This is a genomic window from Chryseobacterium sp. Bi04 (assembly GCF_918698085.1).
Taxonomy (GTDB): domain Bacteria; phylum Bacteroidota; class Bacteroidia; order Flavobacteriales; family Weeksellaceae; genus Chryseobacterium.
In genome coordinates, this window is the sequence record NZ_CAKKLP010000008.1 from 44,977 (window position 1) to 60,269 (window position 15,293).

General features: G+C 36.2%; 14 protein-coding genes and 1 tRNA gene. 6 read left to right on the plus strand and 9 right to left on the minus strand.

Going from position 1 to position 15,293, the window contains the following annotated elements:
* Window positions 1–44: 44 nt before the first annotated feature.
* The 3 genes from LQV47_RS13565 to LQV47_RS13575 all read right to left on the minus strand — a co-directional run bounded on the left by LQV47_RS13565 (window position 45) and on the right by LQV47_RS13575 (window position 2,482).
* A complete protein-coding gene (locus LQV47_RS13565) occupies window positions 45–611 on the minus strand; it encodes a YceI family protein (RefSeq protein WP_047487758.1) in 567 nt (188 codons plus the stop codon).
* Window positions 612–755: 144 nt separating this feature from the next.
* Window positions 756–1,805 (minus strand): glucokinase, encoded by a 1,050-nt coding sequence (locus LQV47_RS13570; protein WP_230037711.1) that lies wholly within the window; start codon window positions 1,803–1,805, stop codon window positions 756–758.
* Between the two features lie 113 nt (window positions 1,806–1,918).
* Complete coding sequence (locus LQV47_RS13575) at window positions 1,919–2,482, minus strand: hypothetical protein (RefSeq protein WP_230037712.1); 564 nt, start codon at window positions 2,480–2,482, stop codon at window positions 1,919–1,921.
* Window positions 2,483–2,781: 299 nt separating this feature from the next.
* Here LQV47_RS13575 and LQV47_RS13580 point away from each other — a divergent pair, with 299 nt between their 5' ends.
* Together LQV47_RS13580 and LQV47_RS13585 are read left to right on the plus strand one after the other, a co-directional pair.
* A complete protein-coding gene (locus tag LQV47_RS13580) occupies window positions 2,782–4,161 on the plus strand; it encodes a DUF1800 domain-containing protein (RefSeq protein WP_230037714.1) in 1,380 nt (459 codons plus the stop codon).
* A 95-nt stretch (window positions 4,162–4,256) separates the two neighbouring features.
* Complete coding sequence (locus LQV47_RS13585; protein ID WP_230037716.1) at window positions 4,257–5,441, plus strand: DUF1501 domain-containing protein; 1,185 nt, start codon at window positions 4,257–4,259, stop codon at window positions 5,439–5,441.
* A gap of 624 nt (window positions 5,442–6,065) precedes the next feature.
* On the opposite strand, the gene LQV47_RS13590 is transcribed toward LQV47_RS13585, so the two are convergent.
* The 3 genes from LQV47_RS13590 to LQV47_RS13600 form a co-directional block, all read right to left on the minus strand.
* Window positions 6,066–6,203, minus strand: coding sequence for a hypothetical protein (locus tag LQV47_RS13590; protein ID WP_230037718.1), 138 nt, complete (start codon window positions 6,201–6,203; stop codon window positions 6,066–6,068).
* A 161-nt stretch (window positions 6,204–6,364) separates the two neighbouring features.
* Entirely contained in the window at window positions 6,365–7,381 is a 1,017-nt protein-coding gene (locus LQV47_RS13595) for a WYL domain-containing protein (RefSeq protein WP_230037720.1), read from the minus strand.
* Window positions 7,382–7,454: 73 nt separating this feature from the next.
* Entirely contained in the window at window positions 7,455–7,790 is a 336-nt protein-coding gene (locus LQV47_RS13600; protein WP_230037722.1) for a HopJ type III effector protein, read from the minus strand.
* Between the two features lie 153 nt (window positions 7,791–7,943).
* Here LQV47_RS13600 and LQV47_RS13605 point away from each other — a divergent pair, with 153 nt between their 5' ends.
* From LQV47_RS13605 to LQV47_RS13615, 3 genes are all read left to right on the plus strand, one after another.
* The gene (locus LQV47_RS13605) at window positions 7,944–9,326 is read left to right on the plus strand and encodes an RtcB family protein (RefSeq protein ID WP_230037994.1); all 1,383 of its coding nucleotides are present in this window, start codon (window positions 7,944–7,946) and stop codon (window positions 9,324–9,326) included.
* 170 nt (window positions 9,327–9,496) lie between these two features.
* Window positions 9,497–9,606 (plus strand) — tRNA-OTHER (locus tag LQV47_RS13610).
* Between the two features lie 241 nt (window positions 9,607–9,847).
* A complete protein-coding gene (locus tag LQV47_RS13615) occupies window positions 9,848–11,608 on the plus strand; it encodes a hypothetical protein (protein ID WP_230037724.1) in 1,761 nt (586 codons plus the stop codon).
* A gap of 102 nt (window positions 11,609–11,710) precedes the next feature.
* Here the strand turns inward: LQV47_RS13615 and cobC are convergent, their stop codons facing one another.
* Genes cobC through cobT form a run of 3 tightly spaced genes read right to left on the minus strand, consistent with a single transcriptional unit; the run spans window position 11,711 to window position 14,037 of the window.
* Window positions 11,711–12,265: an alpha-ribazole phosphatase family protein gene (gene cobC, locus LQV47_RS13620; RefSeq protein ID WP_230037726.1), complete on the minus strand. Its 555-nt coding sequence runs from the start codon at window positions 12,263–12,265 to the stop codon at window positions 11,711–11,713.
* Window positions 12,250–13,032: an adenosylcobinamide-GDP ribazoletransferase gene (locus LQV47_RS13625; protein WP_230037728.1), complete on the minus strand. Its 783-nt coding sequence runs from the start codon at window positions 13,030–13,032 to the stop codon at window positions 12,250–12,252. Before LQV47_RS13625 ends, cobC begins: the two co-directional genes overlap by 16 nt.
* Complete coding sequence (gene cobT / locus LQV47_RS13630; RefSeq protein WP_230037729.1) at window positions 13,033–14,037, minus strand: nicotinate-nucleotide--dimethylbenzimidazole phosphoribosyltransferase; 1,005 nt, start codon at window positions 14,035–14,037, stop codon at window positions 13,033–13,035. It abuts the gene before it with no gap.
* Window positions 14,038–14,318: 281 nt separating this feature from the next.
* Between cobT and LQV47_RS13635 the strand changes: the two genes are divergently transcribed.
* The gene (locus tag LQV47_RS13635; protein ID WP_230037731.1) at window positions 14,319–15,065 is read left to right on the plus strand and encodes a nucleotidyltransferase domain-containing protein; all 747 of its coding nucleotides are present in this window, start codon (window positions 14,319–14,321) and stop codon (window positions 15,063–15,065) included.
* Window positions 15,066–15,293: the final 228 nt, after the last annotated feature.

Consider the following 15,293-nt stretch of genomic DNA (forward strand, 5'->3'; position numbering starts at 1 on the left):
AAGTGTAGAACTTCTACACTTTTAACAATATTTTTTTGATTAATTTATTGAGCAGTAACCTTAACCTGCATATCGATATCATCTTTCACAAAAACATCCTGCATTGTAGATTTGTAAGCTACATCAAATTTCTGTCTGTCGAAAGAGAATTTGTTTGATACTAAACTCACCACTCCTTTGCTGTAAGAAATCTTTGCAGGGAAGGTAACCGGGTTCGTTTTTCCTTTTACTGTAAGATTTCCTGTTACCAGAGAACTGTAGATTTTATCGTTGTTTTTCTTAATACCCGTAATTTTGAAGCTGGCAGTAGGGAATTTTTCAACCTCAAAGAAGTCACCATTCTTAAGGTGCCCGTTTAGCTTTTGCTGGTATTCTCCTGACAGGTCAGTTGCATTAATTGAAGTCATATCTAAAACGAAGCTTCCTCCTACCAGTTGATTTCCTTTCATCACCATATCTCCGGACTTTACTTTTACAGTACCGTCGTGAGAACTGGCCTCAGATTTTGCAACTTTATATCCCCACCAGTGAATATCAGACGCTACTACTTTTTTTGACTGTCCGAAAGCTAACCCACCGGCTAAAACTGCTAATAAAAATATTTTTTTCATTGAATAAAAGTATTTACTTATTTAATAATACAAAGATAGCTATCTCCTTTAATAGATAGCGTTGATGTAAATCAAGAAATATGATTATTTTTATGAATAATATCATCCCTTAAAAAAACTCCGAATTTCTTCGGAGTCTTTTTTTTATTCTTGGTAAAAAGCGGTATAAAGTGCTACCCCTTTTAATGCTGTATGGTTTTGCTTGACCAGGTAAATAGGAATATTTTTCAACATCCCTTCCATTTTATCACTGATCTTGAATTTTTCGTAGAATTTATCTTTATCGATATATTCTCTAACCATCTGGGGAATATCTCCTGAGATCAGTAACCCGCCTGTCGCCTTCACTTTTAATGTCAGGTTATTAGCCTCTCTTGCCAAAAACTCAATGAAAGTATCTAAAGCGATTCTACAGATCAGTACATTATCTTCTACTGCAGCTTTATAGAGTTCTTCAGCAAAATTACCTCCTGAAAGGCGTTCGCTTAACCATTCCGGCTCCGGATGTCTTTTTACGTCCCTTAAGAATCTGTAGATATTAAATAATCCTGATTTGGATAATACATTTTCCCAGCTTACAATTCCATAAATATTATTTAAGAATTGGTAAAACTCAACTTCTACGTTGGTTCTTGGTGAAAATTCAGAATGTCCTCCTTCTGTAGCGAAAGGCCGTAAATATTTTCCGTCAAAGAAATATCCGGCTTCCCCCAGCCCGTTTCCGGGGGCAAGAATGGCCACATTTCCTTTTTCAAGATGACCGCTTGTATAGATGGCCTCAAGGTCATTATCCTCAAGAAGGGCCATTCCGTAAGCGGAAGCTTCCAGGTCATTCAGCATATCTGCTTTTTCAAACCCGAAATCTCTTTTATATTCTTCAATATCTAAATTCCAGCCTAATCTTGCCGGGCTGCTTTTTCCGTCAAGTACAGGACCTGGCACGGCCACTCCCAGACGTTTTACATTTTCCAGCTGATTATCCTGAATAAACTTCTTTAAAATATCAGTAAAAGAAGCATATTCTTTTGTGGAATACGTTTGTTGAATTTTTATCTCAAGACCTCCATTACTGGACACAAAATAGCCTAAGATCGTCATGTCTTCACGGAGACTTGCTCCAATGATAGAAACATTATCATTATTACTGTTCTCTACTCCTGGTAAATAAAGTGGAAATTTTGGATTCAGAATCATAACCTCAAATTTTACCAAATATAATAATTGTTTTTGTAAATCCTGCAGACAAGAAAAAAACCTTTTCACAAAAGTGAAAAGGTTTGGCTAATAATTGTTTATATTAAATCTAACTACTTTCCTAATGGAATATTATACCCGAAGCCTACTCCGATGTTTCCCACATTATAGTCCTGACCTGGTAAATCTCCTTTAGTTCCTACAAAAACCTTCTGGTATTGTACAAAGAAGTTCCAATCTCTGTTGTGGTATCCGATCTCCGGCTTAAGGTAAAAACCTCCGCTTGCTCTCTCTACATTTGTATTGGAAGCTACCGTTTTGTCTCCAACTAAGAATCCATATCCTAAATCAGCTCCAAAATAGAAACCTGTTTGTTTTGGATAAATTCTAATTAAAGCAGCTACGGGAACTACTCCTACATCATTATTTTTATATCCGTTATTCTCTTTTCCGAAATAATGGCTATATCCTGATGCAATACCTAATCCAAAACCAGGGGTAATAAGGTTCTGGTAAGCTACATCTACTCCAACAGCAGCCGAAAGGTTATCTGAAGGAACTGCTAAACCAACATTTGCGCCCACCTTGATCATATTATTCATTTGTGAACTCTGTGCGCTTGCTATTCCTGCTGTTAAAATTCCAGCCAGTAATATTGCCTGTTTAAACATTTTCATAACTCTAATTTTTAAATTTTACTAAGCAAGTAAGATGTAAAAATCATGCCAAGCACAGCTTTACCTGTTACTTTAACACATTTAAAAATCATAAAATAATGATTATCAATGCATTATTTTTAACAAAATTTAAATGTTTGTTTAACAAAATTTACCAAAAAATAATCTTAAAATGTGAATTAAGGAATAAAATTCAGAAAAACTTCTGGTTTCCAGTCATTTTACAATATTAACAATCTTTAACCCGTTGTTATTTTAACCTTATCTCTTCAGAAACATCAAAAAACAAATATCCTCCAATGGCTGATTCATTATTAAAAAATAAACATCTTTTATGGCGTGCGGGTTTCGGTATCGGAATCAGTCAAATCGACGATCTGAGGAATAAAAGCAGTAAAACGTTGATTAATGAACTATTTGCAGAAGATAATTTCACTGAAATCACCTATGACACTCCAGATATTGATTTTGTGGCAGACTATATGGGCAATACCGCTCCTGCAGAAAAGAAAAAACAGATGCAGAAAATCAACAGGGAGCAGAATAATGAACTGAATCTTCACTTTCTGGATAAAATGGTGAACAGCAAAGAGCAAATGAGAGAAAAAATGGCCTTTTTCTGGCATGGTCATTTTGCTTCCAGAGTTGTGAATCCAAGGTTTAACAAACAGCTTTTAAATACCATCCGGAAACATGCATTGGGTAATTTTAAAGATCTTCTTTTTGAAGTAAGTAAAGCTCCGGCCATGCTAAACTTTCTCAATAATCAACAAAACAAAAAGGACCATCCCAACGAAAATTTTGCCCGGGAAGTAATGGAGCTGTTTACCATGGGAAGAGGAAATTATACTGAAAAAGATGTAAGGGAGGGCGCCAGAGCCTTTACCGGATGGGGATATGATAAGGAGGGGAATTTTAAAGAAAGGAAGAATTTTCACGATGCGGAAACAAAAACATTTTTGGGGAAGACAGGTAATTTCAGTGGAGATGATGCTTTACATATTATATTAGAACAGAAAGCTACCTCTACGTTTATCACCACCAAAATTTATAAATTTTTTGTTAATGAAAAAATAGATACCGATAAGATAGAAAAGCTAAGCAACAGCTTCTATAATTCAGGATATGATATCAAAAAACTCATGACTGAGATATTTTCAAGCTCATGGTTTTATGAACAGAATAATATAGGCAACAGGATAAAATCACCTATCGAACTGATGGCAGGAATTATGCGGCTGCTTCCCATGCACATCCAAAATCCGGAAAACCTCATCGTTTATCAGAAATTACTGGGACAAATGCTGCTTTATCCTCCCAATGTTGCTGGATGGCCTAACGGAAAGGCATGGATCGACAGTTCAACATTAATGCTGAGACTTCAGGTTCCACAGATATGGTCAGGCTTAAGACCTTTGGAATACAGCCCGCGTCAGGATGATGATATCGATATGGGTATGAAATCCCGGGAAACCGCTTTGAACAAGTCTTTTAAAAATCCGAATATCACGATAGACTGGGAGCGGGTAGAAAAAAATTTCGCCCGGAAAAACTGCGAAGACTATCTGATTCAAAATATTCAAAGCCTGGATATGAACTCAGTCAGAAACTTTTCTGATAAGAGCGTAAAAATGACAGTCATCAACCTTATGTCTACTCCTGAATATCAGTTAATGTAGTTTTTTAAGACAGCTGGTTGCAGATTTCAGGTAATAGTTCCCACGGCCATTGATACTACCTGTAACTTATTGCCGCACAATTAAATTCAAAAGTTATGTTAATCAAAAGAAGAGAATTCTTAAAAATAAGTTCATTAGCCTCAGCTTCCCTGCTGATGCCCAGCTTTCTAAAGTCTATGGCTTTGGATAATGCCCTGAACCCTCATCAGAACATCCTGATCGTACTTCAGCTGACAGGTGGTAATGATGGCTTAAACACCATTATTCCTGTAAAAAATGATATTTATTTCCGGGAAAGAAAAACGCTTGCTATTCAGGATTCTTTATCTCTGACTGATGAAGCCGGAATCAATCCTTCCCTCTCTTATTTTAAAGAACTCTTTGACAATGGTGAACTTTCCATCATGAACAATGTAGGCTATCCCAATTCTGACAAATCCCATTTCCGGAGTATGGATATCTGGCAATCTGCCAGCAGGAGTGATGAATTCCTGGAAACAGGATGGCTGGGTCGTTTTTTAGATGAAGAATGCTACCGTTGTGAACATCCCACCCAGGCGTTGGAAGTAGATGATATGTTAAGTCTTGCTCTTAAAGGTGATCATAATAAAGCATTCGCCTTTAAAGATCCTAAAAGGCTTTATCAGACCAGCCAGGAAAAGTATTTTAAGTCTCTTTATGACCATCATCATGAAGACGAAACTGTATCTTACCTTTATCAGACACTTGGTTCTACTATCAATAATGCGGATTATATTTTTGAAAAAAGCAAAGCAAAAAAAACCGAGCAGATTTATCCGAATTCCCAGCTGGGAAAGGACTTTAAAACAGTCTCTTCTTTGATCAAATCTGACATTAACACTCAGGTTTATTATCTTTCAATCGGAAGCTTTGATACCCATGTTAATCAGAATGAAAGACAGAAAAAATTATTCAGTGATATCAATGAGGCTGTACAGTCTTTTGTTGCGGACATGAAAAGCAACGGGTTATTCAACAATATCTTACTTATGACATTTTCAGAATTTGGCCGCCGTGTTGCCCAGAACGCCAGTAACGGAACGGATCACGGAACCGCCAATCAGATGTTTTTCATCAGTGGAAGCTTAAAAAAGAAAGGACTGCTGAATGCTCTTCCCAATCTGCAGAACCTAAATGAGGGTGACCTTATCTATACGGAAGATTTCAGAAAGGTATATGCCACTATTCTGAAGAACTGGCTTCATGCAGACTCTTCCAAAGTGCTGGGCTGGAAAAACGGAGTCTATGATTTTATATAGGTAATTGATTATTGATAAAGCTTTGAAAGCCCGGATACCATATTTTGAATTACTAGAGCATGTATAAGTAATAACCAGACCGAGAAGATTCTCATTTTATTTGAAGAAATCTTCTATTTTCACAACTATTACAATTAAAATTCGGATCAGGTTATAAACTTGGTGACTAAACAAATTGGTTAAATCTAAAACCTCTTGTTTGGATGACATTCAGAAATCTATGCTGCCTTAAATAAAATATGTGATTTTAATATTTGACTTGAAAAATAGAATGGAAATAACCTTTTATTTCACGCAAAGGAATGGTAATTCGGATGTTCTATTTTCAAGAAAGCAAAGAAAGGCGACTTTGTCGCTGAATAAGCGATATAAAAAGTTTAGCTTCATCAAAATCGATTAGAAATCGATTCATTCTTGGCTCACTTAAAATCAAGCATAATAAAAATAGAACTTTGCGTCAAAGAAAAGTTGTATTGATGTAAGTTTATGCTATCCCCCAACTTTTGCACCTGATCCTAAAATTCTTTGAATTCTTGCAGGGGTGGTCAAAATACCCAGTAAAAAAGAGACTGCACGTTATACGGCAGTCTCTTTTCAACAATTTTAAATTCTAACTACTTTTTTTTATGCAGTAATCTGCTTTGGTTCTTTCTCTTTCTGATCATCTTTTTTATCAAGTTTCTCAGATATTTTTTTAACGATATATTCTATCACTATAGGTGCTACAATTGCAATTAATGCTTTAAATATTCTTGATTTCATAATGTGATGTTCTTTTTAAATCAATGCAATTTCCAAGCCAAGATAAAAATCTAACTGATGATTTTAGCTGAATTGATAAGTTTCTGCTAGCTTACCCATTGTATTGATATAAAAAATGACCACTCCATCGTTTTGTAACATACTGAAAATCATAAATTTATTTAGTTTTCATCAGCAACAAAGTTTTGATAGTTTTCACTGGCTATCCTGAATTTTTCCTCCATTCTTAGTCTCAGTTTTTTAGGTTTATGAACCATCAGGGAGTCTCCAAATCCCAGCAACAGCCTTTCCAGCTCAAAATTAATCTGGACACAGATTTTAAACAGAGTTCCCTCCTGATCTTCGCTGATCACTTCCTGACTTTTATGCAGAGGCTTTGTTTTTACGTAGGGTGCATTACCGGAATCTACCCAGAAAACAACAGTTCTGGGAGCAATTGAATCTGAGACCGTAACGCCTACAATATCCTTAAAATATTCATCACCATCAAGATCCTTATCAATATACAGAAGGGTATCATCTGTTTCGATACTTTCCATTCTGTCCAGTGCCAGATTATACATTTTCTGTTTGTAAAGGCAAATCAGAAACCAACGGTTGTTAAATTCTTTCAGCAACTGCGGATGAACAGTATATAGATTGGATTCTCTTGCCGTAAAACTTTTATAAAGAATTTTCAATACCTTTTTACCTACAATACTTTCATAGAGAATATCTATATGTTCCAATCCTTTCAGCTGTTCATTTTTATCCAGATGGATGACGGACTTCTGATTGGTTGAGTGAATAGAATCTTCCAGCTTCTGAATGACCCCGTTCATTTCTTTGAACATAGAAAAATCTTTGAACTGCTTTAGGATCTGAACGGCATTATTCATTGCTTTGAGATCGCTTTCGTTTACTGAAATATTATGAATGCTGTACTCAGGATCGCTGTAACGGTAATATTTTCTTTCATAGACTTCAATGGGAGCTTCATACCCGAATTTCTCACTGCGCATATTTTGCAGATCGAGCTGCACCGTTCGTTTGCTTACATAGGATTCTTTGCCTTCGAATTCAAATAATGCTTCGGAACATTCATCAATAAGATCTTCCAAAGTATATTTCCTGTATTTGTTTTTAAGACACTTATCTAATGTTTTATAACGGATTAAAGCATTTTTATTAGATGACATACATATTGTGTTTATTGGAATAAAAGGCAAATCCGCTGATTTGTAAATTTGCCTTTTCGCCGTTTCATTAAAATTATTTCTCTTTCAACGCGTCTCCGTCAAAAGTAATGCCCTCCCAGCCAAATTTCATAAAATTTCTGATATTCTGGTGATCAGTACCATTAGGTTTTTTCAAAACATCTTCCCTATAAAATTCTCCAAAAAGAAGAAGGGTCTGTTCTTTGGTCAGCCCATGATATAAAGCAAAGCTGAAGACTTTACAAGATCCGTTATTCTGTCCGGCCTGATTAGTGGTATCACCATTTTTAAAAGCTGTAGGGGTGAAATCATATTTTCCGTCAATATATTCAATAACATCACTGAACTGAATGGTTTCCGGGAAATGCTCTAATTGTTCTAGTAGTTCCATAGTATTAATCATTTTTAATTATAATCCGTTGGCAAATCTGTTTTATTTCCAGATTCGCCTTTAATTTTTGTAAAAATAATTAAAAAAAAACAATCTACGCAAAACTATTGCGCAATAATGATATTACTTTGCATTATCAAAATGAGAAAACAAATGGAATTTAATGGAAATCACTTAATCGAATTAGGATATAGACCCGCTAAATGGTTCAAAGATGCTATTACTTATATCAACGAAAATAATCTGGATGAGGTTCAGATTAATGAATACCTGGAACAGTTCAGACAACCGGAAATTATACCGCTTCATGAAACTGCAAAAGATTTTATCATCAATATCAGAGCAGAACATGAAAGTGAAAATGATAACGTGGAAAAAGTAATCAATACGATGAAAGTTTTGATGAAAACTCCAACACTGATTAATGGTGCTTTAATGCCTGATGCCTGTCCTACAGGACCTGAAGGCCAGATTCCGGTAGGAGGTGTGGTGGTTGCTAAAAATGCCATTCATCCGGGATTCCATAGTGCTGATATCTGTTGTTCTGTTATGCTGACGGACTTTGGTAAAACAAATCCTAAAGAGGTTTTGGACGCAGCCCATTCTATCACACACTTCGGATATGGAGGAAGACCGAGAGGAGAACAGATGCCGATGTCTCAGGAACTGATGGATGCTTTCAGAGAAAATGAATTCTTAAATGATGAAAAACTGATCAGCATTGCCCGTTCTCATATGGGAACTCAGGGAGACGGAAATCATTTTCTGTTTGTAGGAATCTCCAAAAATACAGGAAATACCATGTTGGTGACTCATCATGGTTCCAGAGCTCCGGGAGCTGCTTTATATGATAAAGGGATGAAGGTAGCCAACCGTTTCAGACAGGACATTTCTCCTGAAACATTAAGAGAAAATGCCTGGATTCCGTACGATACTGAAGAAGGAGAATCCTACTGGGAAGCCCTTCAGCTGATAAGACAATGGACCAAGGAAAACCATACTTCTATTCATGACGCAGTGCTGAATAAACTGGAGATCGAAAAAGAGAACAGATATTGGAATGAGCATAATTTTGTATTCAGAGATGGTGATTTATTTTACCATGCTAAAGGAGCTACTCCACTGGATGACAAATTTATGCCTGATATCACAGGACCAAGATTGATTCCTTTAAATATGGCTGAACCGGTATTAATTGTTCAGGGAAGAACAACGGAAAGAAACTTAGGTTTTGCCCCTCACGGAGCGGGAAGAAACTTCAGCAGAAGTCAGCATAAAAGATCTATGGCTCATAAAACAACCGAGGAAATCTTCAATGAGGAAACACAAGGATTGGATATCCGTTTCTATTCCAATGAGATTGATATCTCCGAGTTGCCAAGTGCTTATAAAAGTGCTAAAAACGTAAGAGCACAGATTGAAGAATATGGCCTTTGTGAGGTCCTTGATGAAGTGATGCCTTACGGATGTATCATGGCTGGTGATGTTCAGAAAAACGCGCCCTGGAAGAAAAAGAAAAAATATAGAAAAGCATAATTTCTAATTTAGCAGGTAAGTCTTACCTACTATTTAAACCTTATAGGTTTTAAAAACCTATAAGGTTTAGGAAAACTAATAACTAAATTTTATAGTCGTAAAAAACTAATAACCCAACCTTAAGGGTGTAAAAGCCCCTAAGGTTTATGAAAACTTTTTTCATAACGGCAGGAGCAGTAGCTCAGATGGTAGAGCAACAAATTACTTTTCGCTGCAGGCAACTAAAGTTCCTATAAATCTCCAAGATTGTGGGTCACAGGTTCGAGTCCTGTCTGCTCCTCAAAACAATGAAAATGTTTATATTAACGTATTAGTCATTTTCATAATTAAAAAAATTAAAGGCAAAGAAAGTTCCTATTATTTTAGATTTACTTTCCGCCTTTTTACAAATTATAAGGCAAAGGGAGTTCCTATATACATTACCAGGTTTGACTCCCCGCCTTTTCAAAATTATAGGTAAAAGGAGTTCCTATAACATTTTTCTTAAAAAAAATTACTCCTCACTTATTAATTTTTATATCATGAAAACACTTCAGTTATTTAATGCCGTACTGACTCAGAAATCTGATCACAACCCTTTTGTTTCCAATGATGGTTTTGTGATTGAACCTGGTGCACTTTGGGCTAAAAAACAGATTATTGCCTATTATTCAAAGGAAAAACTAAAAGGTAATGATCTTAATAAGACCTTCCATACATCATGGGAGAAAATAAAGAACAGCACAAGACTGGAACTTTTAATGGATCAGATCAGGCATTATATTTCTACCTACGGAAGTGATTTCCAGGATGAAATTTATATCCCTGATGAAGTATTGAATGTTCCCGAAATGAAGCTTACTTTCAAAGTAATTAAAGCTTATTCTCCAGATGAAATGACAGAAAAATGTTTATCATTACTGAGATCTGGTATTGCTTTAAAGGAAGAAACTATTAATGATCTGTTATTTATTTTGACAGAAGAACTGAACTATGAATTCACCGGAAAGGAAAACATCAGAAATAAGGAAGCTATTGTCAAAATTGCGGATCTTTACAAGGCTTATCCGGAGAATGCTGTAGAATTTTTCAGGTATGTTATTTTTAAAACAACAGCTACCAGTCTTCTGATCAAAAATGATGAGCTGATTGAGAATATCAAGCTAAGTAAATTTGATCCATCCGATTTGTTTGAAACCTTCGGATTGGAAAAACTTGCAGAGATTTTTAACAGGTTTAAGCCTTTATTTTTAGCTTATAAAAATAAAAATAAGTCTACTGCAGCAGCTGTTAATAAAATTTCCAAGTTGTCAAAGACTTACCACAAGCCTTTAATTTCCAACCCATTGAATGATGCTACCAACACATTACTGGAAGAAAATGATATGCATTGGCTGGATAATGCAACACCTTTTGCCTTATTCAAAGCTTTATCTGCCTGTTATCAGAGAATGTATGGCCAGGACACTTTTGTGTATAGAATCAGAAACGGAAAGTCCTGGGTAAAAACAGGAAAAAACAGCCTTGCAAGTGAATTGAATTATGAATTTATATTAAGTTACTTACAGTCAAAATTTGATCTTTCCGGAAAGAAGTTTTATTTCCCTGAAAATGTGGAATTCGGGCTTCCTACTTCTGAAAAAATGTATGTAGGGAATATTCCCACGGGAACGAGGTTTTCCGGTGAAAAGCTTGCGGTAGGAATCTACTGGGAAAATGCCTGGGGTGCTTATGATCTTGACCTTTCCGGATTGAATATAGCGGGAAAAACAGGATGGAATGCCGCCTATAATCAAGGGGATGGAAATCTGATGTATTCTGGAGATATGACCTCTGCACCTCAGGGTGCCGTTGAATATCTTTACGCCAACAGAGGTCTGAACACGCCTACATTAATCATGAACAATGTGTATTCCGGAAATGCGGAATGTGATTATAAAATTGTGATTGGAAAAGGAGATACGATCTCAAGAGATTATATGATGGATCCCAACAAAGTATTTGCTGAAGCCAAATGTAAGTCGGTTCAGAGACAGACTATTCTGGGAATGCTTCTTCCAAAAGGAGAAAAACAATGTTTTGTACTTCTGAATTTTGGAGCGGGTCATTCTCATGTTTCAGGAAATTCTGAGATTGCTGTACTGGCAACGGATGCACTTTATCAGAAATGGTATGAGCCGATATCTTTCAATGGGCTTGTAAAAGAGCTGGGAGCAACAGTTACTACTGAAAAGTCAGAAGCAGATTTTGATTTTTCATTGGAAATTCTGGAAAAAGATAGCTTTACAAAAATCTTTAAATAAATAATATAGCCATTTGAGTAAGACCGAATGGCTTTTTTGTTGGGTAATGCAAAGGACAAGAGCTTATTTTCTATACAGTTTACCTGGGATTATGACTGGTTGTTAAACATTCATCTTTTTAATGGAAAAGTAGCCTTCATTCTTCTGAATAATTACTCTCTTTCCGTAGTCAATCCGGATACTGAACATATTCTCTAGGGGAAACTGTAAAATCGACTGAACAACGAGGCGGATTACACCGGCATGTGCCACAACCAAGACTTTAATTACATTTTGTTCTGCAATCAGCTCTTTCCAGAAGCTGAGTACGCGGTCTTGCATTTCAAGAAGATTTTCTCCACCGGTAGCTTTCACATTAATAAAATCCTGATACCAGGGATTAATTTCTTTCTCAGGAATATCCGTCCATCTTTCCATTTCCCAGCTTCCGAAATTCATTTCCCGAAGTCTTTCATCGATTGTATAATCAAAATCAAAGTAATCAGCCAAAAGACGACAACGCTGTGAAGGGCTTGAAATAACAAGATCGAAATCATGATCCATATCCAGCCTTTTAAAATCTTCAGGATAATCTTTTCTTAAAGGCATTTCGGTAAATCCATAACACAGGTTTTCCGGATTTTCCACTGCCGTATGTCTGATCAGATGAATTTCCATGCGATTATTGTTCCTAAGTAAAATAAAACCTCACTTACCTGCTGTACGGAACCCAAACAATCTCCGGTATATCCTCCGATATGCTTTTTAAAATACCATCCCATACAGATTTTACCGGCATAAGCCAATGCAAAAGCCAGTATCAAACGCCCATCCGGAATTAAGGCAAAAGAAATTAAAACACTGATTAAACCTACTAATAAAGCTATTCCATCTAAAGGTTTATTGGCTAACGGTTTTGACTTACTGACATCAATATCCGTAACATATTGGTGAGTATAGATCATCGTACCTGAAATAAAACGGCTTGATGAGTGTGCTAAAATAACAATACCCAACGTTTTAAGAAGATCAATATTTCCCAAGGCCTGAATACTGAGAAATTTCAAAGCAAACAGCAGAATAATTCCAATAGTTCCATATGCTCCTACCCTGCTGTCTTTCATGATGGTAAGGATTTTTTCTTTCCCATATCCACCTCCAAAACTGTCACACATATCCGTGAAACCATCTTCATGAAAAGCTCCGGTGAGTAAAACACTGGTGATCATCATCAAAACAATACCTATTTCCAGGTTAAAAAGCTGAGCAGAAAAATACAGAATCACAGCATTGATAAGTCCTACCAACAGCCCGATCCATGCAAAATATTTCTGAGATTTATTCATGATCTCACTGGAATACGGAATGGTAAACGGAACCGGAATCCTGGTGAAAAACATCAGCGCCGTTGCCAGATAGATCAGTTCATTTTTTAATATTTTCATCTATTCTCTATTTGAAACATGGGCATCTTCAAAGCTTGACATCTCATTCAGAAAATTCACGGCATTCTGAATCACAGGATAAGCCAGTGCACATCCCGTTCCTTCTCCCAAACGAAGATTAAAATTCAACAATGCCTTTTGTCCCAGCAGATCCAGAAGCTGAAGATGGGCATTTTCGTCACTTACATGACAGAAAATACAGTTATTCAGGATATCCGGGTTCTTTTTCCATGCAGTAGCAACTGCTACGGTTGCAATAAACCCATCCACCATAATCAGCATATTCTGACGGAAAGCTTCTTCCATTGCACCAATCATTTGTGCTATTTCAAGCCCTCCGAAAGTCTGTGCTATGTCATCTGCTGTCTTAGTATCAGCATGCATTTCTATAGCGGTTGATAAAATATGGATCTTATTCTGTAACTGATCATCATTTAAACCCGTTCCGCGTCCGATACAATTTACAATCGGCAGGTTAAAAAGCTTACTCATCATCAGCGAAGAAGCTGAAGTATTCCCGATTCCCATTTCTCCAAAACCAATAATATTACAACCTGTCAGGGCAATCTCGTCAACTACGGAACTTCCGTTTTTCAAAGCTTGCCGATATTCTTCAGCAGTCATGGCAGGCTCTTCCAGTATATTACGGCTGGATTTTCTGACTTTTTTATCAATCAAATTCAGATCTGGAGGAAAATCAAAATTTACTCCGCCATCAACAATCTTTATTTTAATACCATTTTGCCTGCAAAACACATTGATCGCTGCACCGCCGCCCAAAAAGTTCATCACCATCTGATAGGTGACCTCCTGTGGATAAGCACTCACTCCTTCTGTAGCAATCCCATGATCGGCAGCAAATACCACCATATGAGGATTTGATAACCGGGGAGAAATTGTCTTTTGAGCCATCCCAATTTTATAGGCTAATTGTTCAAGATCGCCTAAGGCACCTAAAGGTTTTGTTTTAAAATCAATTTTATGCTGTAATTCGTTTGATAACATGAATGTAAATTAATTATATGAAGTAGAAGAAGTGCAATATTAGTGAAATGGGGAGTATTTTTATAATATTTGTACAGTGTATTTATGTAGAATGTATTTATGATAAGGGAAACAAGAGTCAAGAGTCAAGAATCAAGAGTCAAGAATAAAGAATAAAGAGTAAAGACAGGATTAATTTTATACCTAAATTCTTACGCTCTCAAACTCAAAACACTCAAACTCAAAACTACGCAATTAGATTACGCACAACCCTATTTACTTTGCAATATAAATAAAAGACAATGACACCAAAAATACTTGAAAAAATAAAAGAAATAGAAGCCGAAAAGGGCATAGAAGTCCTTTTGGCTGTAGAATCCGGAAGCAGGGCTTGGGGTTTTGCCTCTCCGGACAGCGATTACGACATCCGTTTTATATACCGACATGATGCTGAGTGGTATCTCTCCCCCTGGGATAAGGATGAAACCATAGAGTTTATGACGGAGGATGACCTGGATGGTTGCGGATGGGATTTGCGGAAAACCTTTCATCTTTTACTGAAGTCAAATGCCGCTTTACTGAGCTGGTTCTACTCTCCTATCGTATATAAAGAGAACAAGAGATTTGTAGATCTGTTCAGTCCTCTGGCAGATGCTTGTTTTTCTCCGATAGCAGTTTCTTACCACTACTTGAGTATGAGCAAAAAATATCTGGATGCTTGCAGAAACGAAGAAGTAAAACTGAAAAGTTATTTCTATTGCCTGAGAACCACTTTAACCGGAAAATGGATTATAGAAAAAGGAACCGTTCCTCCTGTATTGTTCAGTGATCTGTTGATTTTGGTTGATGATTACACAAAACGGAAGATAGAGAATCTTGTTGCTTTAAAAGCTACAAAAGGGGAAGCTTATCATCATCCTAATGATTGGGAATTGTTTAGGTTTTTAGAAAATATGATCGCTGAAAATGAGGAAAGATCAAAGAGTTTAATCAATGGAAAAGTGGATAAGACTGAGATGGAAAGGGTTTTCAGAGAGATACTAAATTAAATGGTATTGGAAACTGAAGAGACAGGATAAAAATGGACTATTAAAATTTTATTACAATAAACTTTAAGATGCTGCAACTATAATTTTCCCAATATTCAGCCTTTCCCTTTAAAAACAACTACAGAAAGCCATTATTATAATAAACTTATGATAATATTATCAATAATAAACCATAACCGCAGTTTTCTATTGTAAATCAACAATTTATTGATAAATTTAGGGATTGTT